Below are 26,884 nucleotides of genomic sequence, written 5' to 3'. Positions count from 1 at the left end.
TCTTGTTTATTAAATATTCTTACCTATTATTATACCAAAATGAGTTGGTAAATTCAGTATTGTAGCATTTGATTTTCTGCATAAAAATAAATCGAAAGTTTGGTTTCTTTCGATCTGATTTTAAAAATTAATTTGTTTTATAAAAAAATCGGATTTGAATAATCAAATCCGATCTGTGATGTTCTATTTATCTTGTTTATTCATTGTGCAACAGTCCAATCTTTCTTCTCCGAAAGTATTTTTGTTTTCGTTGCCCAATTTTTTTAGAAATTCTTCAAAATTTTTCTTTATTTTACTAAAAATTTTCATTTAATCACTACCTTTTTAGTTTCAATGTCAATTTGTTTACACTTATATTATACACCTATTGAGTTTCATTTTCAAGTTCTACAAAAAATTTGACGTGATTAGAAGTTTAAATTATAATATTAGTAGTTACAGTTCATATATTTTGAATTTGAACTTCTAATTTTATTTATGGAGGAAATCAATGAGCTTTGGTGCTAAATTAAAACAACTTAGAGAAGACAGAGGTCTTACTCAGACAGAACTTGCGGACAAGCTTGGTGTTACTTTGAAGACTATAAGTAACTACGAAACTAAAGGCACTCGTCCACGCACTCAAGATATGTACAAAAAAATCGCGGAATTTTTCAATGTTGACATCAATTTTTTGTTGACTGTGGAAGATAATTTCGTGCTGGATTCTGCTAAAAAATTCGGATATTCTGGTAAAAAAGATGCGGAGAATTTGGTGGATAATTTGTCAGGGCTTTTTGCTGGAGGTTCTCTTCCTGAAGAAGACAAGGACAAACTTTTCAATGCGATTGCTGAGGCGTATTACGAAGCCAAGTTGGAGAATAAAAAATACGGAAAAAACAAGAATAAAAGGTAGTCTTATGTACAATAGATGGATATATGATAAGGTAAATAGTTTGGTTGAAAAATACCACACCAGAAATCCCGAGGAGCTTTTGGATTTGTTGGGAATTAAGCTTCATTATATCGATAGTCCGTCCAAACTTTTGGGAGTGTATCAAGTAATTCTTAGAAATAGGGTTATTTTGATTGCGAACAACATCGGAAGTTTAAAAAAAATCGTACTGGCTCACGAGATTGGCCACGACCAACTCCACAGGAAATACTGCATTGATGGTCACGCTTTTCACGAGAACAAGGTGTTCAATCCTACCGATGTTTTTGAAAACGAAGCGAATATTTTCGCGGCGCATCTTTTGATTTCTGATGAGGATTTGATTAAAACCATGCGCGAGTACACTGACGACAAGACTATGGCGTACAAATTAGGTGTGGATATTAATTTGTTGAATTTGAAAATATCTGAGATGGTGAAACTGAACAAGTTTCCCACAGATATTTTCTATATTGAAAATCCAAAATCTACTTTTTTGGAAGATTACAGTCCGTTGGATGACGAGTAAGGAGGTTGTTATGGGACTTATAGATTACTCTTTGGAGCCAAAATCTGATATTGCTTTTGTGGATATCAAAAGTTTTTATGCAAGTGTAGAATGCATCAAGAGAAATCTGAATCCCTTGACAACTTCTCTTTGCGTCATGAGTAATTCCGACAATGCAAGCGGATTAATTCTTGCAAGCTCTCCAACTTTCAAGAAAGTTTTTGGAAAGAAGAATGTCGGTAGGGCTTTTGATTTGCCTTTTCACGTCCATGATAGGAAGTTTAACTTCCAATCAGCTCTCAGACAAAATTTACCAATAACTAATTCATATATCAATTACATCGAAACGTGGGCGAAAAACACCATCATTGTCCCTCCTCGAATGGCATTATACATTGAGGAGAATTTGAAAATCCAGAAGATTTTCATGAATTACGCAGCGAAAGACGAGATTCTTCCCTACTCTATCGACGAGGGGTTTATCGATTTGACAACTAGTTTGAACTATTTTATCCCCGATAAAACAATATCTCGCAAGGACAAGTTGGATTTGATATCTTCTAGGATTCAAAACGAAATCAGAAACAAAACTGGTTTGTATTCTACTGTTGGAATGAGTAATTCCAATCCTCTGTTGGCAAAACTTGCTCTGGACAACGAAGCTAAGAAAACTGTGAATATGAGGGCAAATTGGTCTTATGAAGATGTGGAACAAAAAGTGTGGAACATTCCTGATTTGACAGATTTTTGGGGAATCGGTGAAAGAATGAAGCGAAGGCTGAATAAATTGTGTGTTTTTTCGGTGAAAGACCTAGCAAATTCCAATCCCGATATTTTGAAACGAGAATTAGGAATTATGGGCGTGCAGTTGTGGTTTCACGCGAACGGCGTAGATGAATCCAAAGTCACACAACCTTACAAAGGAAAATCCAAGGGACTGGGCAATTCACAAGTTCTTCCCAGAGATTACTCTAAGAAAAGTGAAATCGAAATAGTTCTCAAAGAAATCGCAGAACAAGTTGCTATAAGAATTAGAAGAATCAGAAAGAAAGCGACTGTGGTGTCGATTTATGTTGGATATTCCTACAAGGAAAACAAAAAATCCATCAACGCACAAAAAACCATCTCCCCTTCCCAATCAACAGCAGAGCTAACAGCTCATGTTATGGATTTGTTTCACAAGAAATATCAGGGAGGATCTGTGAGAAGACTTGGCGTAAGCTATGAAAATTTGGTGGACGAAGCGTGCATATCATTTTCACTTTTCGAAGACATTGAGAAAATAGAAAAACAGAAAAATTTGGAATCTGCAATCGATGAAATCAGAGACAAATACGGATTCACTTCCATTCAAAAAGCGACATCTCTTATGGAAGGATCACGTGTAATCGAACGAAGCAAACTAATTGGAGGCCACTGCGGCGGAATGGACGGCACTTATGATTATTAGAAATTATCTTCCCTACAAATCAGCCAGGGAATATTGCGACAGAAAAATGGCGAAATGGATGGGATTTTTCCTATCAGAACACACAACAGCACTACATTCGATGACTGAAAATGTAAGCGTACAATCGTTGGGTGCGAGTAGTTTGCTTTTACTTATAAGCCAAGCTTTTCTGAATGATTTCACAGTCGAAATCTTCACTCACAACAACAAATCATACGTAGGGACAATCTACGATTTTTTCGAAGACAAGATATATTTTGAAAGCGACGGTCAAATGATAGAAATAAAATTTGACAATATTTTGAACATTAATTTGATGGAGTAATTATGAATACATTACACAAAAATACTTTTCAATTCGATTATTTTTCGGACAATTTCATAGCTTTTGAAAAAGATTTTTACAAATACGCAAACATCAACGTGCCACTTACATTCTTGACAGACGACATTTTAGAACACATGGTGTCTACGAAAAATGATTATTTCAGAGTAAACGCGAAAAACTGCAAGGATAACCGCGACCACTATTTTATCTTCAGGAAAAATTTCGCAAAAGAAAACAAATCCATAATTCTTTTTGAATACATCTGCCACAAAGCGCAATCGGAACTTAAAGATTTATAAGATAATTGTTAAATTTGCACGTAATATGTTATTATTTTATAAATTTTTCAAAAAAAGCTTGACAATATTTTCTTACGAATGTATAATGATTAAAAATCAAACCTACAGAAAAGAAGAGTAGTCATAAATAGATTTTACAGAGAAGCTCCATTTGGTGAGAGGAGCAAATTGATGTTATGGTGAACATGGTCTTTGAGGGGACAGTTCGATATTAGGACTGTACGGCGACTTCCGTTATCATGAGTTAGAGCTTGATGGAGCTTGAAGTGGTGTATTTTTACATACACAAAAAAGGTGGTACCGCGGATATTTCGCCCTTTCTATTAGAAATAATAGAAAGGGCTTTTTTTATTACAAAAATTAGGAGGAGATTATGATTGAGATAACATTTAGAGGAAGAGGTGGACAAGGAGCGTTCACTGCATCAAAAATAATTGGAAATGCATGTGTAAAACAAGACAACTTGTACTCATTGGCTTTCCCAACGTTTGGTCCTGAAAGAAGAGGCGCTCCTGTTAGTGCTTTTACTAAAATAGATACGAAAAAAATCGAAGACAGAACGCAGGTGCAAAACCCAGATTATTTGGTTATACTCGATGAATCGTTGTTCGATATCGACGAATTAAAAAATCTAACAGATTGCACAGTATTCATCAATTCTTCAAAAAATTTTGAAGAAAAAAATGTTATTTCTGTAGATGCAACCAAAATCGCTTTGGATATTTTACATAAGCCGATTACAAATACTGCAATGATTGCAGCACTGTTTTCCAAATTCGATGTCATCGACAAAAAGAGCATTGTAGAAAGTTTCAAAGATAATTTGTCGCCATCAGTCGTGGATAAAAACGTAGAATTATTCGAAGAAGTTTTGAAAGAGGTGAACGAAAATGAAAAGACCAGAGCTTAAACAATTCAACGGTTTTGAAAAAATCGAAGATTATCCTTTGGGAACATATTACGAAGCGGGTTTCCTTACAGTTACCAACGATTCGTACCGAAGTTTTGATTATTTCGTTGACAAAGACAAATGTAAAAACTGCTTGGAATGTTACTTGTATTGTCCGGATGGAACGATTGAAAAACAAGACTCATACGTTAGTATTAACCAAGATTTTTGCAAAGGTTGTGGAATTTGCCAGAAGATTTGCAGTTTCGATGCGATAGAAAGGAGGAGCAAATGAGAAGATTTTTATCGGGAAACGAAGCCGTAGCACAAGGCGTTCGATTATCGAAACCAAACGTGATTTCGGCCTATCCTATCACTCCACAAACTACGGTGGTTGAAAAATTATCAGAAATAGTAGAACAGAAACAGCTCGATTCAAGATTTGTTCATGTGGAAAGTGAACACTCTGCTCTATCTTGTGCAATTGGTGCAAGTGCAATCGGGGCAAGAACTTTCACAGCGACAAGCTCACAAGGACTGTTGTACATGGCAGAATGTCTTCCCTACGCAGCCGGCGGAAAATTTCCTATAGTGATGGTGAATGCGAATCGTTCAACTGCACTTCCTTGGAATATCTTCGGAGACCAACGAGATTCCTTGTCGCAACTTGATAGCGGTTGGATTCAAGTGTACGTGGAAGATGCACAAGAAGCTTTGGACACAGTAATTGAAGCGTATTACATAGCTGAACACAAGAAAGTCTCCACTCCAGTGATGATTAACCTGGACGGATTCGACCTCACACACACTTACGAACCTGTTGATGTTCCAGAAGCTAATGATGTGGATGAATTCTTACCGAAATTTGAAACAGAAAACAAATTCGACGTCGATCACCCAAGAAATTTGGGCTTTTCAGTGGGCCCAAGTGATAATTTGGAATGGAAAATAAGAGAAAATAAAGCTGTTGTGGATTCTTTGGAAATAATCGAAGAATCAAGAAAAAAATTCAAACAGATTTTCAATAGAGATCATGGTGGTGTGATTGATTCCTACAAAGTTGAAGATGCAGATTACGTTCTGATTTCTATCGGATCAATTTCTGGATTAATCAGAAGTGTAGTCGATGAATTAAGAGAACAAGGAGAAAAAGTCGGATACTTGAAACTAAGATACATCAGACCTTTTCCAACAGAAAAATTGAGAAATGAACTTCAAAACACGAAAAGAATTGGGGTTTTGGAAAAAGATATTTCATTCGGACATTTCGGTACAGTCTACACTAATGTAAAATCAGTCACAGACATCGATTCACAAAACTTCGTGGGAGGACTTGGAGGACGAAATATCACACGAGATAACATCAAGGAGATTTTCCAAAAACTTAAACAAAATGGCGAAGAACTTAATTTTATAGGAGCGAAGTGCTATGAGTAACATAAACAAACGAACAATTACACAAGATGAATATTTTTACGGACACAAGGCCTGTTCCGGTTGTGGAGCAGCCCTAGCAGTTAGAATCGCTTTGAAAGTTCTCGGAGAAAGAGCAATTTCCGTTCTTCCAGCAGGTTGCATGTCGGCAGTTGGTTTTAATTTCCCACAATTAGCTTTCAAGAACAACTCGATTATTTCGACGTTCGCAGGAACTGGCTCCATGCTTTCTGGCATTTACGAAGGAGCGAAATCTTTGGGGATTGAAGATTTGCAGATTGTAGGATTTGCAGGAGATGGTGCTACGGCAGACATTGGATTCCAAACATTATCCGCTGCAATCGACCGAGGTGACGATGTAATCTACATTTGCTACGACAACGAAGCCTACATGAACACAGGAATTCAAAAATCGTCCTTGACACCATTTGGCTCATCGACAACTACAACACCTGCAGGAAAAAACATCCACGGAAACACTCGCAACAAGAAAAATATTTTCGATATAATCGCAGCTCACGACATATCTTACGCAGCCACTGCATCAGTCGGCTACATTCAAGATTACATCGACAAAGTTGAGAAAGCATCCAAAATCCGTGGAACCAAATACATTCACGTCCTCTCCCCTTGTCCAGTCGGTTGGGGCACAAATACAGACGATACGATTGATTTGGCAAAAGAAATCGTGGACAATTACATGTTCCCATTAGAAGAATACGAAAACGGAAAATATTCCATAAGAGAAATCAAAAACAGAAAAACAGTTCACGATTATATAAGAAAACAACGAAGATACAAACATTTAACAGATGAAGAAATAGATTTGATAGAAGAAAACACAATCAAAAATTACGAAAACAAACTTAGGAGGGTTTATCATGATTAGAAACAACATCAAAGAAATTACAAAAGAAAAATTAGAAACTTTAAGAACATCAAAATACTGGGAAGAAGAATTGGAAACATTGAGCCGTGAAGAAATCGAAAAACTACAATTACACGAATTGAAAAACATATTGGTTCACGCTTACGAAAACTCAGAATACTACAGAAAAAGCTTCGACGAAAATTTGTTAGACCCATACGAATTTTCATCACTTGAAGAACTCGCAAACTATCCATTTATCAACAAGAAAACAGAACGTGACACACAACACAAAGGAAGTTTTCTCGGACAAATGGCATGTACAAGTGAAGACGACGTAGTGTTCATCTCCGCATCTTCTGGATCAACAGGAGTTCCTACGATTTCTCCATTCACACAACAAGACCTCGACGAATTCCAAAACGTAGAATCCAGATTTTTCTACCAAATAGGAATGAGAAAAAGGGACCGTTACGTTCACGCACTCAACTTCTCGCTATTTGTCGGAGGGCCTGATGTAATCGGAGCACAAAATGTCGGCGCACTTTGTATTTGGGCAGGAACTATTCCATCTGAAAAACTATTGAACATAATTGTAAATTACAAACCAACTATAATATGGACGACTCCTTCTTATGCGTGGTATTTAGGTGAAACTGCCAAGAAACACGGCTATGATCCAAAAGAATTATCGTTGAAGAAAATAATCGTTGCAGGAGAACCTGGCGGATCAATCAACGCCACAAGAGAAAAAATCGAAGAATTGTGGGATGCTGATTTGTATGATTTCTACGGATTAAGCGATATTTTCGGAGCGTGTGCTGCAATGTGTGAACAAAAAGATGGACTTCACATCGCTGAGGATCAAATCTTAGTTGAAGTAATCGATCCTGAAACTGGAAAAGTTCTACCAGAAGGAGAAGTCGGAGAATTGGTCTTCACATCTTTGAGAAAACAAGCAAGACCAATGATTAGATTTAGAACTGGAGACATTGGCTATGTAAACAAACAAAGATGCAAATGCGGCAGAACATCTACAAGGATTTACATACAAGGAAGATTAGACGACATGTTCATAGTTTCTGGAGTGAACGTATTTCCTTCAGATGTGGAACACGCAATCAGACAAGTCGAAGGAATCACTGGCGAATACAGAATCAGAATCTTCGACAAAAACTTAAGCACAGCTTATTCTGTTGAAGTCGAAAAGAATGACGACATCACAGATGTAGAAGCTTTGAGAGAAAATATATGGAAAGAATTGAAAGTTAGACTTGGTGTGAAACCTCACGAAATCATCATCCATGAAGACGGATATCTTCCAAGACAAACTCACAAAGCAAACAGAGTTATAGACGAAAGACAATAAAATGAAAAACTTATCAAATAGAGCGACAAGTTTCACAGAATCTGTCATCAGAAAAATGACACTTGTCGCCAACAAATACAATTCAATCAATTTGGCACAAGGATTCCCAGAATTTGATCCGCCAGTTGAAATATTAAACAGATTACAAGAAATTTCTCTGACAGGCCCACATCAATATTCCATAACTTGTGGGGCGAAAAATTTGAGAGAAGCCATCGCAAAAAAACACGAAAAACTCACAGGAAACACCACTAATCCTGAAGAAAACGTCGTTGTGACATGCGGTGGTACAGAGGCAATGATGGCGAGCATGATGGCAATCACCAATCCCGGCGACAAAGTTATCATATTCTCTCCATTTTATGAAAACTATAAAGCCGACGCGATTTTGTCCGGAGCAGAGCCAATATTTGTAAAATTAAACCCTCCAAATTTTGATTTTGACATAAACGAATTGGAAAATGCATTCAAACAAAATCCGAAAGCCATCATCCTCTGCAATCCCTCTAACCCATCTGGAAAAGTATTCACCAGAGAAGAATTACAAATAATAGCAGATTTTGCAGAAAAATACGACACCTACGTCGTGACAGATGAAGTGTATGAACACATAGTCTACAAACCATACGTGCACACGTATTTTGCATCATTACCGAAAATGAAAGACAGAACCATCACCACGACATCCTTGTCCAAAACATACTCCATAACAGGTTGGAGACTTGGCTACACAATCGCAAACAAAGAAATCACACAAGCAATCAAATCAGTGCACGATTTTCTTACAGTCGGAGCAGCAGCCCCATTACAAGAAGCAGCGATAGTTGGACTTAATTTTGGTGACGAATACTACGAAAAGCTGCAAGAAAAATACACTCACAAAAGAGATATTTTTCTAGGCGGATTAAAAGAAATCGGACTGGACTTCTACTCTCCACAAGGAACGTATTTCGTGATGGTCGACATATCCAAGTTCAAACGCAAATCAGACTATGACTTCTGCGTAGAATTGTCTCAAAAAATCGGCGTAACACCAGTGCCTGGTTCATCGTTTTTCAAAGACGATAACAACGACTACGTTAGATTTCATTTCGCCAAAAACGACGACACATTAATTGAGGCCATCAATCGCCTTCGAAAAATCAACGATTTGTTGGTTTACTAAAATAAATCTACCTAATTTCAAATAAATACTCCTAAGTAATGACCGCGACATTAGTTGCGGTTTTGCTATGTTGTGAAATCTAAAGTAGTTTCAAGACAAGGAAAAGTAGAAAACCAGTTTGCAAGACATAGACAAATTACAGGGACAATAAAACACAAAAACTCGTAAACCACTCATCTGTCTACAAAAATTGATAAATTCAGCGCTCATGAATCTAAAATCGCAAACTCGCTGACGCTCAAACAGTGCGATTTTTTAACGATTCACTTCGCTTGAATTTAGTGCAATTTTTTCCGAATGATTCGCTTGTTTACGATGTTTTTGGTTTATTTCAATTATTCCTTAGCAAAACTGGTAATCTACTTTTATTTCACCGATTTACATAATCTCTGGACATCTACGTTTCACAGAAACAGGTAAATATAAACTCGTAATCCACTTTATTTCTCATTCGCACACACAAAAACCCTTATGCACACGACGACAAATCGTCGATTTCTATGCATAAGGGTTTGTTTATCACAGTTTTTCTCTGTGATTTATTTTGTCAAAAACTAAAGTCTTTCTAGAAGTGATTTCACAAATTCGTAAGTTCTTTGTGTAGATTCAATTGAAAGTCTTTCCTTAGGACTGTGAACGTCTTTCATTGTAGGTCCGATGGATATCATTTCCATGTCTGGGAATGTGTCGATAAACACAGCTGGTTCCAATGCTGCATGAACCACTTCGACTTTCATTTCTTTTCCGAACAAATCTTTGTATGTTTCTAGTGCTAAGTTTCTAAGCCCAGAGTCTTTTGCAAATGCCCATGGTTTGTAATAATCTTCCTTCTTAACTTCAAATCCATATTTTTCGTAAACTTTTGACACATCCTCAGTGTGTGCATCAAAAGTTTCTGGGTTTGAACTTCTAAGAGAAATGGTTACTTTCAACACATCATCTTTGATTTCAAATATTGCCAAGTTGTTAGAACATTCAACGATATCTGGGTATTCCTTCATCATGCTGTACACTCCGTGAGGAACATCTTCTATGAAAGATAAGATATCTTTTTTGTCATTTTCATCCAAAACTTTTTCGGCGTTGTCGCATTTTTCAATCTTAACTCTCATATCCTTATCCAATGGATATTTTGCAATTAAATCAGAAAAATCAACATCGTAATCGTCTTCGTTAGAACTGAACACAACCTTCGCATCTCTTGGAATAGCGTTGTGTTTTGTTCCACCTTCTATACTAACAAGTGCTACAGGAGATTTTTCTTCGATTAACTTCAAAGCTTCACGTGCAAATTTGATGGAGTTACCTCTTTGTTGGTGAATTTCCATTCCTGAGTGACCACCAAGCATATTGTTGATGTTCATAACAAATGTGTTTTTCATTTTATTGTCCACGTAATTTAGTTTTTTCGTACCAATTATATTGTGTCCACCAGAACAACCAGACAACAAAATTCCTTCTACTTCAGCGTCAATATTCAAAAGTTTTCTACCTTTGATATTTTCTCTCTTCAAAGCTCTCGCACCGACCATTGTAGTTTCTTCATTAGTTGTAACCAACAACTCAAGCGCTGGATGCTTAGCTTCCTTGTCTTCCATAATCGCAAGTCCAATAGCACTTGCAATACCATCATCTGCTCCTAAAGTAGTGCCTTCTGTCTTAACCCAATCACCGTCTACAACTAGTGGAATAGGATCTGTCAAAAAGTCGTGATCAACTCCGTCTGCTTTTTCTGCAACCATATCCATGTGACCTTGAATTACAACTGAAGGATGATCCACATAATCTGGATGAGCTGGTTTTCTGATTATAATGTTGTTGCTTTCGTCTTGAATTGTTTCAAGTCCCAAATCTTTTCCAGTCTTGTACAAGAAATCACTCACTGCTTGTTCATTTCCAGATTCTCTAGGAATTTTAGTCAATTCTTCAAAATAATGAAACACTCTTTCTGGTTTTAAATTTTCTAACATATTTTCTCCTTTTCTGTTCAAACAAACACATTCTTTGAGATTAACCCAAAGAATGTGTTCAAATTTCTAAATTAATGTAACAATATTCCCGAAAGAATACCGTAGTAGTTACCAATTACATAACCTAACGTACCTACCAGAAGCGCAGGAACGATAAGTTCTGTCCAACCTTTTGATACAGCCATTGCTGCTGCAGTAGTTGGTCCACCGACATTCGCATTTGATGCGATAATGATTTCTTCGATATTGAATTTGAAAAGTTTTCCAAATATCAATGAAACTATTAAGTTGATTAATACAACGATTAATGCGAACACTAATAACAATGGAGATTCTCTCAAAATCAATCCTATTGATGCTGGAGCTCCAATAACTGCGAAGAACAAATAAATTAAGAAAGTACCAATTTCTTGGCTACCTCTGATAGATGAAATTTGTTTAGGGAATACTGATGCAAGTATCATAGTAAATGTAGTCATTAACAAGTATTTGTTTCCCAATAATCCACCTAAAATTGCACTTCCAGCTCCTTCGCCTGAGAATAAGTTTCCAAAAACAGTGGCTAATTTGTCAGAAATAGCTACTATAACAAATGATAATGCAACTGTGAAAGCAATGTCTTTAAGAGAAATTTCTTTTGCTCCCCAATATTTTGCAGCCATAGTTTTATTAGCTTCCTTGTCAGATTCTGATTGTTCTTCCAAAGCGTTAACAAGTGGCATCTTATAGTGTTTTTTGATAACAGCCATTGTTGGAAGTGCCATCAATGTGAAGAAATATAAAGCCATAAGTAAGTTATCTGCAACTAATGCAGCTGATACAGTTGCTCCAGGAACCTTGTATTGTTGACTCATTGCAACGAAGTTTACTGAACCACCAGTATAAGTACCCACAAACATTGGAATAATATCGTTCAAAGCAGGAATTGCATTCTTCAAAGCAAAGTATGCAACAAATCCACCTAGAACAGTTCCAATACCACTGAATAAATAAATAATTAAAACTCTTCCTGAATCTCTACCAATTTTTTTGATATCAGCGTTGAATAACAACATTGGTACAGCCAAAGGAACTACATAATCCCATACAGCATCGTAAACAGGTGCTTCTGTTGGAATAATTTTAAGGTTTGACAAAATTAAAGTAAAAGTCAAAGCCAAAATACATCCTGTAACCTTACTTGCCCATGTATATTTTTGTTCCAAATATATTGCAAGAGCAGCACATGATGCCAATACAGCCCAAAGTATCCAAGTACTTTCGGCACTAATAAATGATCCCATAAGAATCCTCCTTCAAAATATTTTATATAATTAAATTATAATACCAATAAATAAATTATGCAAGTGTTTTCTTGAGATTTATAAATAAAACCACAAGTAATTTACTTGCTTTTAAACAGGTATTTTCATTATAATTTAGCGTTAAAATCAAATCATTTTTGTGTTAAATATGAAAATGTTTTTGTTCGCACAAATAAAAAAGGCATTAGATTTACTAACGCCTTCAAAATTATTTTTGAATCATTGTGTTAAGCACAATAATATCCGTTTCCTTCATACCTTCCTTAGCAACATAACCAATGCTTCTGATAGTTTCTTCGATATCATCTTTTAATAGTCCATCGCCAGGTTCGAAGTTTCTGTTGTTTTTCGCCAAATAATATCCCGAAATTCCTGCATCTACAGCTGTAGCTATCTTTGCTGCACAAGATGGTTTCGCACCGTCACAAATCATTCCCGATGCAATCATCAAGGCATTTCCTATTGTTTTTTCAATCAAATCCAAATCCTTAGTTTCCATGTAGCAAATTCCAGCTCCTGCTGCAACTCCTGCTGATGTAACTCCACAAAACGCTGAAAGTCTACCTATAAATCTTTTGATGTGAAGCGCTGTCAAATTTGTTATCAAAAGTCCGCGATACAATGTTTCTCTGTCGTAATTTTTTTCATTTGCAAATACAACTAGTGGCATTGTGCAAGTGATGCCTTGGTTTCCACTTCCCGCATTTATTACAACTGGTAGTGAACATCCACTCATACGTGCATCTGATCCTGCTGCTGCTCTTGCCTTAGCTTTCGTTCTGATAGATTCATCTTCGTCTATCAAAATCTTGCCCATAGCAACTCCCCATTTTCCTGTCAAACCTTCATCTGAAATATCAGAATTCAAAGTGATTTGTTTTTCCAATAAATCTTTAACTTCATCTAGATCAATGTTGTTAGCATATTCGTAAATATCTTTGACTGAAAGTTCGTCGTAATTTTCGTATTCTGGAGTGTGAGTGTAGCAATTATCAATATGTATTACATCATCATTTTTGGTAATCTTAACTATGTTCGTGTGTTTGTTTTTGATTTCTACATCTACAGTGTTTTTCTTGTCATCTTCAGCCACGATTTCAATGTCTAAGTTTTCCACGCCTTCTTTTAAGCTAACAGTGATGATGTCCTTTGCCATCAAATCCTTTGCAGCCTTGATGTCATCTTCTGTAACCTTTGATAATACCTCAAGACCAAGACAAGAATCGCCAGCAACAGTACCAATAGCAGTCGCAGCTTCAACACCCTTCATACCATTTGTGTTAGGAACAGTAACACCCTTAACGTTTTTGATGATATTTCCTGAACACTTAACCTCTATCTTAGATGGAATAACCCCCAAAACTTCCCTAGCCTTAGCCGCTGCCAACGCAATAGAAATAGGTTCAGTACATCCCAACGCCATAATTAATTCAGATTTTAATAATTCAGTGTAATTCTTCATTTGTACTCCTCAATAAAAAATAATTTTATAACAATTTCTTCAATATATTAACCATTATAACACCAGAAATACATTATTGTAAATGATTTCAAACTTCTACAAATACTCCAAAATAACCTTCCACTCTTTTTCCAAATCATCCAACCTGTATCTAGCATTTGCAGGTGATGTCGAAGGTAGCTTCGTAGCCTCCACTCCCAAATTCTTAGCGTGATATCTCTCAAAACACTTAAAAGAAGCAGTCCCGTTGCAAAAAACATGATTAATATTTGCACAATCAACAATCCCCTTCAAATTAGAAGGCACCACGTTTTTGATACTAGAATCTGACGAGCCGATAATATCGCACTGATAAATCGAATCGTACACAGCAATATTATGCTCCAACAAAAACCTCTTTCTCTCCTCAATACTCACATCCAAATCCACATCGAAAAGCCTCTCCATCAACCTCCAAAACCTGTTTTGTGGATGACCGTAGAAAAATCCGTACTCCCTAGTCTTCACCGACGGAAAAGAACCCAAAATCAAAATCTTTGAATCCTCATCGTAAAGTGGAGACAACGGATGAACAATCGTCTCGTAATTTCCCTTCATAAATCCCCCTCTCTCTTGATTATATCACACGATTTTCTCTGAAAAATAAAACCATCGCAATCATGCAAACAATAAATTCACTCACAGGATACGCTGCCCACACGCCAGTCATTGCAAAAATCCTCGATAAAATCAAAGCCGTAGGAATAATAATCATAAATCCCCTAGCAAATGAAATCACCTGTGATTTAATTGATCTTTCAGTTGACGTAAAATAAGTCGAAACCACAATATTAAAACCAATGAAAAAGCACGCGACAAAATAAATCTTCATGCCACTCACAGCGTAATCTTGAAGCAAAACATCATTCGCCTTGTTGTAAAATGCCGCTAAAATATCCGCGTTGAAATAAATCGCACCGTAAATTAAAATCGACAACATAATTTGCACAAAAATCGCATACTTCAAAATTTTTCCTACATTTTCAACATCATTCTTCCCGTAATAATGACTAATCAAAGGTTGAATACCTTGCGACAAACCATTATAAATAGCCGTTACTACCAAAGAAATCACAGTAATAATGCTGAAACTAGCCACCCCAACGTTTCCAGAAATCCCAAGAATAATCATATTGAAAGTGAACATCACACTCGCAGAAGTCGCCTCCGTCAACAAAGCAAACATCCCCTTCGACACAATCTCCCTAATACTATGGAAATCAAAAATATTCTTGTTCAAATTAAATCCGTTGTTTCTAGAAATAATATACGGCACAATCACCATCATACTTATAATTGGAGCAAGACCCGTAGCAAAAATCGCCCCGAAAATCCCCATATCCATTGGAAAAATAAACACATAATCCAAAATCACATTCGAAATACTGCCAATAACCATCGCCGCCATCGATAACCTCGGATTCCTGTCATTTCTGACAAAACACTGCAAAATATTATTCATAAAAAAAGCCGGTGCAAATAACATCATCACCCTCAAATAAGTATTAGTCATCTCGAAAATACTATCGTCCGCTCCCAAAAACCTCACCAGTTTATCAGAGAAAAATCCCCCTGAAATTACAAACAAACAAGCAATGCTAATTCCCAAAACCACCGCATTCGTGAAAATAGTATTCGCATCATCATCCCTATCCTTACTCTTAAAAATCGAATATTTGATACCACCACCAATACCAATCATCAAACCCATCCCATTAATAATGCAAAACATCGGAAATGCAATATTAAGAGCCGATAACCCGTCCGCTTTTAACTTCCACGACACAAAATAAGTATCCATCAATGTATAGCAAGAAAAAGCAATCTGCGCGAAAATATTCAGAAAAACATACTTCCCAAACTCTAGAAAAGCCTTATTATTACCCATAAAAACTCCTTCAATAAAAAATAAAACGCCCACACACAATAGCCTTTGTGTATGGACGCGTTTCAAACCATGAAATAATTATACCATATCTCTCATCGTTTGTCGGGAGTGGGATTAGGAGGGCATGGCGTGGTAAAAGGGGCGGGTGTGTTGCGAGATTGTGGGTTGTGAGCGCGGGTGTGTGTGCGTGGATGTGTGTGGAGAGGGGGTGGATATGAGTGCGGGTGTGTGTGCGTGGACGTGAGTGCGGGTCAGGTGTGCGAGTGTGGCGAGAACAAGACATGGACATGGGAGTGGATGTGGGTGTGGTGTGGGCGTGGAGATGTGTGGATATGGGTGTGTGGAGAGGGGGTGTGATGTGAGTGTATGTGTGGCGTAGAGCTGAGCGTAGCTTGCAGGGTTGTAAAATAAAGTAGATTAACGAGGTTGCTAATTGTGCATTGAAACAAAAGTAGATTGCCAAGTTTTGCTAAGTATGCATTGAAATAAACAAAAAAGATCGTAGCTGAATGAGTCATCTGGAAAAAATTGTGCAAAATTCAATCGAAAAAATCCGTCGAAAATTTGACCGCGTAAGCGAAGCCTGCTTCAAATTTTAGGATTTTAAGATTAGAATTTTCCAATTTTTGTAAGCCAGACGAATGTGCTACGACTTTTCTTGTTTTGCATGTCTCTGTACAACGTAAATGTCCTGCATCTTCGTCTTTATGTGAAACAAAACTAGATTACCAGTTTTGCTAAGTTTGCATTGAAACAAACCAAAAACATCGTAAACAAGCGAATCATACGGAAAAAATTGTTCTAAATTCAAGCGAAATGAAACGTTAAAAAATCGCACTGTCTGAGCGTCAGCAAGTTTGCGATTCTAGTTTCATGAGCGATGAATTTATCAATTTTTGTAGACAGATGAGCGGTTTACGAGTTTTTGTGTTTTCCATGTCTCTGTACAACGTAAATGTCCTGCATCTTCGTCTTTATGTGAATTTATGTGAAACAAAAGTAGATTACCAGTTTTGCTAAGTTTGCATTGAAACAAACCAAAAACATCGTAAACAAGCGAATCATTCGGAAAAAATTGTTCTAAATTCAAGCGAAATGAAACGTTAAAAAATCGCACTGTTTGAGCGTCAGCGAGTTTGCGATTTTAGTTTCATGAGCGATGAATTTATCAATTTTTGTAGACAGATGAGTGGTTTACGAGTTTTTGTGTTTACTTGTCCATGTCATGTGTCTATGTCTTGCAAATTGGTTTTCTACTTTTACTTGTTCTGAAACTATTCCTCATTTCCCCGCATTAAAAAAAGAGGTGCCCTCGCACCCCTCGTTATTTACTCAAAATCATATCGAATTTTTGTTTCAACTCTTGTGTTGATGCTGCGACGTCTCCCGTTGAAAAAACCGCCGATGTCAATGACACAGAATCCACATTACAATCGAAAATCATCCTAATATTGTTCTTGTTAATGCCACCAATCGCTGTGATTGGAATGTGAATCTTCTCAGCAATCTCCTTCAACGTGTCGATTGTAACCCTCACGAAGTCATCTCCAGTGAACGTAGGAAAAATCGCCCCCACACCAATGTAATCAGCGCCAGCCTCTTGTGCCTCCAACGCTTGTTCCAACGTGTGACAACTAATCCCAATAATCTTATTGTCACCAAGAATCTCCCTAGCATACTTAATCGGCATATCCTTTTGTCCCAAATGCACCCCGTCGACATCACACGCCTTAGCAATATCAACCCTGTCATTCACAATCAAAAGTTTGCCCATGCTTTGAGTAATCTCTTTTATCCTAAAAGCCTCTCTCATAATGCTTCTTGTATCCATGTTTTTTTCTCTAAGTCTCACAGAATCTGCACCATTTTTCAGCGCAATCTCAATAGTCTCTGATAAATCCCTTCCCTTGAGAGTTTGTTTATTCGTGACCAAGTTCAACCCTAAGTTAAATTCCTTATTCATTTTCCAACTCTCCTTCAAAAAATTTGTAGAAATGATTTGTCGGCCCATTTCCCTTGCCAATATGCAAATCGTGCTTTATAGCATTAGTAATGTAATCCTTACTGAATTTCACAGCGTCATCTATCGATTTTCCAAGCGCCAAATTACTAGCGATAGCACTTGAAAGCGTACAGCCAGTCCCATGAGTGTTCTTCGTGTCAATCTTCTCAGTCACAAATTCATGGAAATTCTCGCCATCATACAAAATATCAATCGCATCTCCCACATGATGACCGCCTTTCACAAGAACGTATTTCGCCCCCATGTTACGAATAATCACAGCTGCCTTTTTCATATCGTCCACACCGTCGATTTTCATTCCACTAATTCTCTCTGCCTCTGGAATGTTCGGAGTTATACAAGTGCACAAAGGAATCAAATCCTCAATCAACAAATCAATCGCATCTTCTTGCATCAAACAAGCGCCGTGCTTAGCGTACATCACAGGATCCAACACCACATTTTCTGGTTTGTATTTCAATAATTTATCCCTAACACAACTCATAATCCTCTTGTTCGATAACATCCCGATCTTCACAGCGTCAGTTCCCATATCATTATAAATACAATCAATCTGATCCTTTATAATCGTATCGGGCAAATCCTCAATCGACACCACCTCAAAAGTATTCTCTGCGACCACCGAAACAATAACGCTCATCGCATACACCCCGTGTGCCGACATAGTCTTGATATCCGCTTGAATTCCCGCTCCGCCTGAACAATCCGAACCTGCAATCGTAAGAACTTTCTTCATAACTCCTCCTAATAATTTGCTGCAAATTAAATTATATACCTATAATCATTTTACTTCAACTAATCCCTGTTGTAGAGTTTCACAATCGAAGAAATTTTACATTCAAGCTCATCCGTAAGCCAATCTTTTTTCATTCTCCACGTCCAATTACCCAACGTGTTCGGCGTATTCGTCCTGTAATCATCATCAAGTCCCAAGAAATCCTGCATCTGACACATACACAAATCGGCTCTCGTCATGTAAGCAACCTTTATCATAGCCATTTCCACATCATCTGAATTAACATAATTTTTAATGTAATCAAGCTCATCAGAACTTCTGCTATTTACAAATCCCCTCAACGTTTGATTGTCGTGAGTTCCAGTGTAATACACTGTGGTTTCGCCCACGTTGTGCGGCAAATAATCCGACTCCTCATTCAAATCAAACGCAAACTGCATCACCTTCATACCCTTGAAGGAAAATCTATCACGCAGATTGATAACATCATCAGTAATCAAACCCAAATCCTCGGCAACAATCCTGTCAATCAAGTTTTCTTTTTTCAAAATCTCAAAAAACTCATCGCCCTTTGCTTTTATCCACAAACCATTTTCAGCAGTGCTTTCCGATGAATCAATCGCCCAAAAAGCTTCAAATCCTCTAAAATGATCCAAACGAAGAATATCGTACATCTTCAAATTGTGTTGTATTCTTTTAAGCCACCAATCAAATCCAGTTTTCTCACAATAATCCCAATCGTACACAGGATTTCCCCAATACTGCCCCGTTTCTGAAAATCTGTCAGGAGGAACACCTGCCACCAATTTTGGCGACAAATCCTCATTAACAATGAACATATCTGGATTTTGCCACATATCGCTGCTTTCCTTCGACACATAAATCGGTAAATCGCCAAATATTTTTATCCCCAAATCATTCGCGTAATTTTTCAATTCGAAATACTGCTTGTAAAACAAAGTCTGAACGAATACATTGTATTCAATCTCATCTTTTAACAATTTTTCGTAATAATCGACGCTTTTCTTCTTGTGGTATTTTATATCATCTGGAAATTCCAACCAAGATTTGCCATTAAAATGCTTTTTCAAAGCCTCAAATAAGCAAAATCCACGAACAAGTTCACGCTCAGAGAAATTTTCTGTGTCGATTATCTTCAAAACCTTGTTGTTCTCAAAAGCCTTTCGTAAAATCTCATCCTTTGCTTTTGCCACATAATCGTAATCCACAAAATCATCTTCGAATTCGTAGCCACGAACATCCCTTTCCGTCAGCAAACCATCCTCAATCAACTTGTCGATGTCGATGTACATGTAGTTTCCAGCAAAAGTTGACGGCGACAAATACGGACTGTTGCCATCAGAACTTATCGGAACAAGTGGCAATATTTGCCAATAAGTCTGGTTGGATTTCTTCAAAAACCTCACAAACTCATACGCACTCTCTCCAAAACTTCCGATTCCATATTTAGAACTCAAACTGAACACAGGACACAAAATCCCCGCTTTTCTTTTATCACTCATATTAGCCCTTCTTGTTTTGTTCACGATACATTCTCGTGTAAATCTTGCCATTCGCCAACAATTCCTCGTGCGTTCCTTTTTCTACAATAACACCCTTGTCCAACACGTAAATGCAATCCACGTTTTTAATCGTAGATAATCTGTGTGCGATTATAAACGTAGTCCTGTTTTGTTTAAGCTTGTCAATCGCATACTGAATCACAGCTTCCGTTTGCGTGTCGATATTTGCAGTCGCCTCGTCCAAAATCAAAATCTTCGGATTGGTGATGTAACTTCTCGCAAATGCAATAAGTTGCTTTTCACCTGCTGAGAAACTTGCCCCATTGTCCTTGACTTCTTCATCAAGTCCATCACGAAAATCTATCAACCTATCAGCGCCGATGTCTCTCAACGCATTCTCAACTTCCTCGTCTGTAAAATCCTTGTCCAATCTTATGTTGCTCTTCACATCTCCCATAAAAAGCACAGGATCTTGTGGCACTAAGGAAATATTCTTCCTTATAGAATCCACGCTGTAGTCGTTGAAGTTCTTGCCGTCAATTGTGATTACTCCTTTTTGTGGCTTATAAAATCCCAAAAGCAAATTTATTATCGTAGTCTTGCCACTTCCAGTAAATCCTACAAATGCAACACTCTCTCCGCTTTTTATATCAAGCGACAAATCTTTAAGCACAGGTTCGTTTTCAATATACGAAAAATCCACATTTTCAAACTTCACATCACCCTTGATGTCGCCAATTTCTCGTTCTGCAAACTCTTCAACCTCAGTGTCCAACAATTCAAACACATGCTCTGCCGCACTGAACGATTGCTCCAATGAGCCCATTCTTTCCACGCAATTACTGATGTACAAGAAAGTCCTCGAAGTGTACTCCATCGTCAAATACATGCTCCCCAACTTTACATCAGTATTTCCAGCCAAAACATTGTACGCATAAATCCCAAGTATCGTAATCGTCGCAAAATTTCTGAGAAGCTGCGACACATTATAGCTCATCGTACCATAAGCCCTCGTCACCATATACCCGTAATCGTACACGTTTTTCGCAGAAGTTTCGTAATCCTTGCTGAAATCATCTTCCAAATTAAACGCCTTGATTATTTCAATATTATTGATAGTCTCGTTGATTTTCGCATTCTCTTCGCTGATGTATTTTCTCATATTGGTAAATGCAAAACGTGATTTTTGCAAAAATTTCTTAAAAATATAGAACATAATTGGGAAAAATAAGCACACAATAATCCCGATTTTCGTGTCAGTTATAAGCACCATCGCAATCATAAAAACACTCACGATTACGCTTACCATAAGCTGCGCCAACACCATTTGGTAGAAACTCTTCACAGTTTTCGTGTCGTTCGTAATTCTGCTGACAACTTTTCCCGCCGGTAAATTATCGTAAAAAGATATCGGCATTTTTTGAATATGGTCGTACACATCCATTTGCATTCTACGTGCGATTTTATTCGCAGTTTTCTCCAAATACACCGTAGAATTGTACTTCCACAGTGAATCCACGAAGAAAACCACCGCATACAAGCACAACACCAACGCTAATTTTCTAATATTGTATACAAATTTTTCTCCTGTAAGTAAATTGTTGATGATATACGCCAATATAATCGGCCCGATAATTTCGAATATCGTCATCAACACCGTAAACACCATCCCTATCGTCAAGTTTTTCTTCTCGTTTAGGGAGTATTTTATTATTCTATTCGTCACACTCTTTCTCATAAACACTCTCCACTGTCTGTCTCAAATATTGCTCCTTGTACCAACCATCTTGTTTCATCAAAGAGTCGTGATTACCTCTTTCAACTATTCTGCCGTTTTCAAGAACGATAATCTCATCTGCATCCTTCACCTGGCTAATCCTGTGAGTTGCGATGATATTCGTCTTGCCGGAGCGAATTTTTCTGAAATTATCCAAAATATTCTTCTCCGTTGTTCCATCCACAGCACTCATACAGTCGTCCATAATCAAAATATCCGGATTCTTTATCAAAGCCCTCGACAACGCAATCCTTTGTTTTTGACCGCCCGACAAACTAATTCCCTTTTCTCCACACAACGTATCCGTTCCATTCACAAGCTTATCCAAATCCTTCTCAAAATCGCTCATTCGTATAGCTTCCATCAATTCTTCATCAGTTGCATCCTTGTTTGTAAGCTTGATATTTTCGCCAATAGTCTTCGAAAAAATCATATGGTTTTGTGGAACATAACCCATTCTTTCTCTGACTGATTCGATAGTATAGTCGGTCAAGTTTTTGTCATTCAGAAGTATTTCTCCATCTTCTACATCGTAAAATCTAAGAAATTGCTTCAACAAAGTAGTCTTGCCGCTTCCAGTTTTCCCCAAAACACCCAAAGTCTTTCCAGGTGTAATTAAGAAATTGATATCACTGAGAACATTCTCCTTCGAACTCGGATACTTGAACGACAAATTCCTAAACTCAATCGTAGGATTTTCCTTCAAATCAACAGCATCATGTTTATTCACAATATCTTCCTTGTAATCCCACACCTCTTGAATCCTGTCCATACTCGCATCGGCTTGCTTCTTCACGCTGATGAAATCGCCCATGCCAATCATCGGCCAAATCAACAAATTCAAATAAAACATAAAACTCATCAGTCTTCCCACAGTAATGCTTCCAGTTCGTATCAAATAAGTTCCATAAGAAATCGCAAGAACGTACGTCATAACCTCTATCGGCTTTTGGATTGGGCCATACCATGCGATTAACTTTGCAGTCGCCATATTTTTTTCATACAAGTCATCCGCCCTATCTTGGAACTTCTTTCTTTGAAAATCCTTCAAATTATTTGCACGAACCACACGCACACCACTTACAGTTTCCAAAGTCTGATCGTTCATCTTATCGAACGATTTTTGCGACTCATCAAAAGTCGTATTCAATTTGTTACCGATTTTATTGCTCACCACAACCAAAATCGGAAGTGGAAGCACACTTAATAAAGTCAACCTGAAATCTGTCGTCACAATCATCACGATAACTATTAAAATAGGATAAAAAGTCGAATCGAATAAACTCATCAGACCATATCCCGCAAAATCTCCCAAAGCGTACGGATCATTTGTAGCCTTCCCCATCAAAGCCCCCGTGGAATTCTTCTCAAAAAACTCCGGCGATTGCTTCAAATATTTGTCGTACAACCTTGTAGTCACCAAATACCTAATCGTGTCATCGCCCCTGAACACATTCAAATTCCACACAACGCTAACCACATAACACAACACACTTGCAACCAAGCAAATTCCCAAATTAATCTTCAAATTTTCAGCTGTAACATTCTTGTTGAAAATATTGTCCGCCACATTACCAATCATGTACGGCAAAATCAACTTGAAAGCATAATCAAAAATAAGTGCGATAATTGCGATTATGTAGCTTTTCTTGTAGTAATCAATAAACCACTTATACCTTTTTAACATACTTACTCCTTTACTTTTGCAATAAAAAATAGGGCTCATAAAGAGCCCCATTAGCAAATTCTATTTTTGCAATAATTTAATGATGTGTTCTCTGAAATCTTCTCCGTCCATAGTAACAGCACCTGTGCCACCAAAAATATCCACAGATACCTTGAAGAAGTTCACAACTAATTTGTCTCCCAAATCATAGTGTTCTTCAATATGACCTGGAACGAAAACCAATTCCTTCTTGTCTGTTTCAACATCATCAAGGTTCAAATGTTTGATAGGGTCAACCATGGCTTCAACCACACCCATATCTTCCATCATCCACATGTTGTTGTTCCAGAATCTTTTTTCTTCAGGACTTCCACCATTCAAAAGCTCTTTGTTTGTAATAGATGATAAAACTCTTCTAACAGCTTCCTCATCAAATTTGTCATTGTATATTAATTTCATTTCGTCTCTATTAGCTACATCAATGATAAAAGATTCTGCAACCTTTTGACCTTCTGACGCTGATTGCCAGAAATATAGCATCATTTCAACTACTTCATTATTAATTTTAATGCTCATTATTCAGACCTCCTTCTCTCTAAAAATTCTCTATATTAAATATTATACAACTAACTAAAATTTTTTTCTACATAATTTTCAGTTTTTATCACAATTTCAATATCTTCAATAATTTTATTCGCTAATTTTTCCGTAAGCCTTCATCGTATCATCATATCCTAGCTTCAAACCGTATCGCATCTTTTCCTTTTCAAACTCCAAAATTTTTGGGAAATCTCTGTCCCACGTTTTAATAATCGTGTATTTCGGATTTCTCTTCAATTTATTCGTCAACAAATACGGCTTCAACGACACAAGCACAATCTCATCACACACATCATCAATCATCTTGTACGGATTATTCTCCATATATCCACCATCAATCAACTTCTTCCCGTCGATTTTCTCTTGCTTAAACACCAACAAATTGGAACTCGCACGCAAATAATCTCGCAAGTGACCTTGTGGAATATCGTCAATAAACAAATTCAAAACCCTTCTTTGTTCCACATCAACAGTATTAAGCCCGAACTTCATCTTAGATTCACGAACTCTCTTCTCATTAATATATTCGCTCAACAACTCATTCAAAGGCTCCACCCCGAAACCCTTGTTATCAAAAAAATCCTTCGCCAAGTTCAGCTTATCCCTTGCATTTTCCAAGCAAAGCCTCTCCTTCATAATAGAATTGACATCATTGTCCTTTACGCTAATCACATCATCGTAAGTCAAATTCTCCCACAATTTATACGCAATCTCCCAATCGCCCTGGCAAATCATAGCCGCATTGATAGCTCCAATCGAAGTTCCCACAACATAATCAAAGTCAATTCCCATTTCCACCAACGCCTTGTAAGCGCCAATCTGATAGCAACCCCTCGCTCCGCCGCCTTCCAACACTAAACCTCTCATAAAAACCCCCTTCTTAATATGATTATATCATCAACCAACCCCACAATGTGTGATATAATTTTTCGTGAAAGGAATACAAATGTACGCACTACTACTAATATCTGCGATACTTTTAATAATCGCAGCCACAGACAATTTCATAAGTATGTTCACAGCAACAAGCATCGTTTTATTCGTAATATCTGCCATCAGCCTGATATTTACACCACATTCTAATGTAATCTTGAACATAATCATAGCGATCAACGTAATCACAAATTTATTTATCCTTGCGATAATATCATACAGACTCTACCAAAAAGCAAAAGTCAAAGCCAACATCGCACTTCACTTATCTGCAAGTTTACTATACATCGCAATGATAGCAATAAACCTGTTCAAAATATTTGACCTTTACAAATACATAATAGGAATGAATTTGTATCTCAGCTTAATTGTACTGTCACACCTGCTTGGAAACTTCATAATCAAACACCAAAAAATCGCCACAGATTTTGACTACATCGTAGTCCTTGGAGGATCCATGAAAGGAATCGAACTCTCTGAACTCATCAAACAAAGAATGCTCACATCATTTGCCTACTACAGAACCAATAAAAGCATAATGATATTTTCCGGCGGCAAATCCAACGGAGACATCGAAGAATCCGTAGCCATGAAAAACTTCGCCGTCCAAAACAACATCCAGGACACAGATATTTTATTGGAAAAACTTGCCATGAACACAATGCAAAACATAGAATACGTAAAAACACTCATACAACAGCAAGATGCAGAACACGACAGAAAAAAAGTCTGCGTCATCACCAACAACTTCCACGCATTCAGAACCAAACTCATCTGCAACAAAATGAAAGTCAATTGGACAGTAATACCCGCAGAATCTAACCTCAACTCCAAAATCAACACCTACCTAATAGAATTATTAGCTGCAGTCTACCTAGACATCGTACTTCACATCATAATGCTACTCATCATCACCATAATAATAGGCATCTTAGTATAATCGTAGATATTTTGTAGACATTATCCTGATTGGAAAATCGAAATAGTGGTATAATATATATAAAGAAATCGGAGGAGGATTTTATGAAAAACATTAAAAAATTTGGATTATTACTTGCATTAATCGCTTCAGTATCGCTATCAAGCTGCAGCAGCGAACAATCATTAACTAAACCTGATACAACAACATCAACAGCTGAAGACAGCAAAAAAGATACAGCGGCCGACACACAAGAAAACAAAAAAGAAGACACTGATAAAACAGAACAAAAAGAAGATAAAAAAGAAGATGCTGACAAAAAAGATGATACACAACAAAATGACCAACAACTTACAGATGATGAAAAAGCAACAATAGATGAATTCGTAGAAAGATTAGAAAAATACGAAGTCGGAACAGCAGGAGCATCACTTAAAATGGACAGACTATTCACAGAAATAGTCAATAGATGCGAATTCCTAGAAACAAAACCAGAACAATCACAACAATACTTCATCAAAAAAGTCTCAGAAGTAAAAGACACAGAAAACTTCAAAATGGCAGTCAAAGCATTGAAAAACACAATGGACTACTACAAAGAAGACAAACAAGCATACATCAAACAACTAGAAGATAGCGGATCAGAATGGAATCCACAAATCAAACTCGAAACATTAGAAAATCTAGTAGATAAATTTTAATAGAATTAGGAAAGAAGCTGCGAAATGACCTGAACCCGTAAACACGGAATAATTTAATAATATTTTAAGCGGAATGTAATCTGTACATAACAGGGGACATTCCGTTTAATTTTGTTTTAA

Annotated in this window: 26 protein-coding genes and 1 other annotated feature; of the genes, 13 read left to right on the top strand and 13 right to left on the bottom strand. The window is 37.1% G+C overall.

Annotated elements, in window-relative coordinates:
* Positions 1 to 183: 183 nt before the first annotated feature.
* Positions 184 to 309 (bottom strand): LDCC motif putative metal-binding protein, encoded by a 126-nt coding sequence (locus tag DES33_RS09905; protein WP_002834945.1) that lies wholly within the window; start codon positions 307 to 309, stop codon positions 184 to 186.
* Positions 310 to 490: 181 nt separating this feature from the next.
* Here DES33_RS09905 and DES33_RS05960 point away from each other — a divergent pair, with 181 nt between their 5' ends.
* The 11 genes from DES33_RS05960 to DES33_RS05910 all read left to right on the top strand — a co-directional run bounded on the left by DES33_RS05960 (position 491) and on the right by DES33_RS05910 (position 9,223).
* Positions 491 to 895 (top strand): helix-turn-helix domain-containing protein, encoded by a 405-nt coding sequence (locus DES33_RS05960; protein WP_002834946.1) that lies wholly within the window; start codon positions 491 to 493, stop codon positions 893 to 895.
* Between the two features lie 4 nt (positions 896 to 899).
* The gene (locus DES33_RS05955) at positions 900 to 1,442 is read left to right on the top strand and encodes an ImmA/IrrE family metallo-endopeptidase (protein WP_102164296.1); all 543 of its coding nucleotides are present in this window, start codon (positions 900 to 902) and stop codon (positions 1,440 to 1,442) included.
* A gap of 10 nt (positions 1,443 to 1,452) precedes the next feature.
* Positions 1,453 to 2,871, top strand: coding sequence for a Y-family DNA polymerase (locus tag DES33_RS09955; RefSeq protein ID WP_110058383.1), 1,419 nt, complete (start codon positions 1,453 to 1,455; stop codon positions 2,869 to 2,871).
* The gene (locus DES33_RS05945; RefSeq protein WP_110058382.1) at positions 2,861 to 3,196 is read left to right on the top strand and encodes a hypothetical protein; all 336 of its coding nucleotides are present in this window, start codon (positions 2,861 to 2,863) and stop codon (positions 3,194 to 3,196) included. Before DES33_RS09955 ends, DES33_RS05945 begins: the two co-directional genes overlap by 11 nt.
* Before the next feature lie 2 nt (positions 3,197 to 3,198).
* Entirely contained in the window at positions 3,199 to 3,498 is a 300-nt protein-coding gene (locus DES33_RS05940; protein WP_110058381.1) for a DUF5960 family protein, read from the top strand.
* Between the two features lie 96 nt (positions 3,499 to 3,594).
* Positions 3,595 to 3,820: a binding site (T-box leader), on the top strand.
* A 51-nt stretch (positions 3,821 to 3,871) separates the two neighbouring features.
* The gene (locus DES33_RS05935) at positions 3,872 to 4,408 is read left to right on the top strand and encodes a 2-oxoacid:acceptor oxidoreductase family protein (RefSeq protein ID WP_110058380.1); all 537 of its coding nucleotides are present in this window, start codon (positions 3,872 to 3,874) and stop codon (positions 4,406 to 4,408) included.
* On the top strand, positions 4,389 to 4,682 hold the full coding sequence (locus DES33_RS05930; protein WP_110058379.1) for a 4Fe-4S binding protein: 294 nt from the start codon (positions 4,389 to 4,391) through the stop codon (positions 4,680 to 4,682). Before DES33_RS05935 ends, DES33_RS05930 begins: the two co-directional genes overlap by 20 nt.
* Positions 4,679 to 5,824: a pyruvate ferredoxin oxidoreductase gene (porA, locus tag DES33_RS05925; protein WP_110058378.1), complete on the top strand. Its 1,146-nt coding sequence runs from the start codon at positions 4,679 to 4,681 to the stop codon at positions 5,822 to 5,824. Before DES33_RS05930 ends, porA begins: the two co-directional genes overlap by 4 nt.
* Entirely contained in the window at positions 5,817 to 6,710 is an 894-nt protein-coding gene (locus DES33_RS05920; protein WP_110058377.1) for a thiamine pyrophosphate-dependent enzyme, read from the top strand. Before porA ends, DES33_RS05920 begins: the two co-directional genes overlap by 8 nt.
* Positions 6,703 to 8,058, top strand: coding sequence for a phenylacetate--CoA ligase family protein (locus DES33_RS05915; RefSeq protein WP_110058376.1), 1,356 nt, complete (start codon positions 6,703 to 6,705; stop codon positions 8,056 to 8,058). The genes DES33_RS05920 and DES33_RS05915 overlap by 8 nt, the downstream gene beginning before the upstream one ends.
* Position 8,059: 1 nt before the next feature.
* Positions 8,060 to 9,223 (top strand): pyridoxal phosphate-dependent aminotransferase, encoded by a 1,164-nt coding sequence (locus DES33_RS05910; protein WP_110058375.1) that lies wholly within the window; start codon positions 8,060 to 8,062, stop codon positions 9,221 to 9,223.
* 554 nt (positions 9,224 to 9,777) lie between these two features.
* Here the strand turns inward: DES33_RS05910 and pepD are convergent.
* The 12 genes from pepD to DES33_RS05850 all read right to left on the bottom strand — a co-directional run bounded on the left by pepD (position 9,778) and on the right by DES33_RS05850 (position 25,078).
* Positions 9,778 to 11,193, bottom strand: coding sequence for a beta-Ala-His dipeptidase (gene pepD / locus DES33_RS05905; protein ID WP_110058374.1), 1,416 nt, complete (start codon positions 11,191 to 11,193; stop codon positions 9,778 to 9,780).
* 71 nt (positions 11,194 to 11,264) lie between these two features.
* Positions 11,265 to 12,476: a DUF819 family protein gene (locus DES33_RS05900; protein WP_110058373.1), complete on the bottom strand. Its 1,212-nt coding sequence runs from the start codon at positions 12,474 to 12,476 to the stop codon at positions 11,265 to 11,267.
* A 229-nt stretch (positions 12,477 to 12,705) separates the two neighbouring features.
* Positions 12,706 to 13,959: an L-cysteine desulfidase family protein gene (locus tag DES33_RS05895; protein WP_110058372.1), complete on the bottom strand. Its 1,254-nt coding sequence runs from the start codon at positions 13,957 to 13,959 to the stop codon at positions 12,706 to 12,708.
* 96 nt (positions 13,960 to 14,055) lie between these two features.
* Positions 14,056 to 14,556, bottom strand: a complete 501-nt coding sequence (locus tag DES33_RS05890) for a DNA-deoxyinosine glycosylase (protein WP_110058371.1) — start codon at positions 14,554 to 14,556, stop codon at positions 14,056 to 14,058.
* Between the two features lie 19 nt (positions 14,557 to 14,575).
* Entirely contained in the window at positions 14,576 to 15,886 is a 1,311-nt protein-coding gene (locus DES33_RS05885; protein WP_110058370.1) for an MATE family efflux transporter, read from the bottom strand.
* 1,324 nt (positions 15,887 to 17,210) lie between these two features.
* Positions 17,211 to 17,849 (bottom strand): thiamine phosphate synthase, encoded by a 639-nt coding sequence (thiE, locus tag DES33_RS05880; RefSeq protein ID WP_110058369.1) that lies wholly within the window; start codon positions 17,847 to 17,849, stop codon positions 17,211 to 17,213.
* Positions 17,842 to 18,645: a bifunctional hydroxymethylpyrimidine kinase/phosphomethylpyrimidine kinase gene (gene thiD, locus DES33_RS05875; protein ID WP_110058368.1), complete on the bottom strand. Its 804-nt coding sequence runs from the start codon at positions 18,643 to 18,645 to the stop codon at positions 17,842 to 17,844. The genes thiE and thiD overlap by 8 nt, the downstream gene beginning before the upstream one ends.
* Positions 18,646 to 18,704: 59 nt before the next feature.
* On the bottom strand, positions 18,705 to 20,168 hold the full coding sequence (malQ, locus tag DES33_RS05870) for a 4-alpha-glucanotransferase (protein ID WP_110058367.1): 1,464 nt from the start codon (positions 20,166 to 20,168) through the stop codon (positions 18,705 to 18,707).
* 1 nt (position 20,169) lies between these two features.
* Positions 20,170 to 21,906: an ABC transporter ATP-binding protein gene (locus DES33_RS05865; protein WP_110058366.1), complete on the bottom strand. Its 1,737-nt coding sequence runs from the start codon at positions 21,904 to 21,906 to the stop codon at positions 20,170 to 20,172.
* On the bottom strand, positions 21,884 to 23,632 hold the full coding sequence (locus DES33_RS05860; protein WP_110058365.1) for an ABC transporter ATP-binding protein: 1,749 nt from the start codon (positions 23,630 to 23,632) through the stop codon (positions 21,884 to 21,886). Before DES33_RS05860 ends, DES33_RS05865 begins: the two co-directional genes overlap by 23 nt.
* Positions 23,633 to 23,692: 60 nt before the next feature.
* Positions 23,693 to 24,187, bottom strand: coding sequence for a TDE2712 family protein (locus DES33_RS05855; RefSeq protein WP_110058364.1), 495 nt, complete (start codon positions 24,185 to 24,187; stop codon positions 23,693 to 23,695).
* 114 nt (positions 24,188 to 24,301) lie between these two features.
* Entirely contained in the window at positions 24,302 to 25,078 is a 777-nt protein-coding gene (locus tag DES33_RS05850) for a patatin-like phospholipase family protein (RefSeq protein WP_110058363.1), read from the bottom strand.
* A 79-nt stretch (positions 25,079 to 25,157) separates the two neighbouring features.
* Here DES33_RS05850 and DES33_RS05845 point away from each other — a divergent pair, with 79 nt between their 5' ends.
* Positions 25,158 to 26,084, top strand: coding sequence for a YdcF family protein (locus tag DES33_RS05845; RefSeq protein WP_110058362.1), 927 nt, complete (start codon positions 25,158 to 25,160; stop codon positions 26,082 to 26,084).
* A gap of 83 nt (positions 26,085 to 26,167) precedes the next feature.
* Positions 26,168 to 26,764, top strand: coding sequence for a hypothetical protein (locus tag DES33_RS05840; RefSeq protein ID WP_110058361.1), 597 nt, complete (start codon positions 26,168 to 26,170; stop codon positions 26,762 to 26,764).
* Positions 26,765 to 26,884 lie beyond the last annotated feature (120 nt).

Source organism: Finegoldia magna, assembly GCF_003182075.1.
Lineage (GTDB): Bacteria > Bacillota > Clostridia > Tissierellales > Peptoniphilaceae > Finegoldia > Finegoldia magna.
The sequence above is the reverse complement of the archived record's forward strand: the minus strand, read 5'-3'. Positions and strand labels throughout refer to the sequence as shown.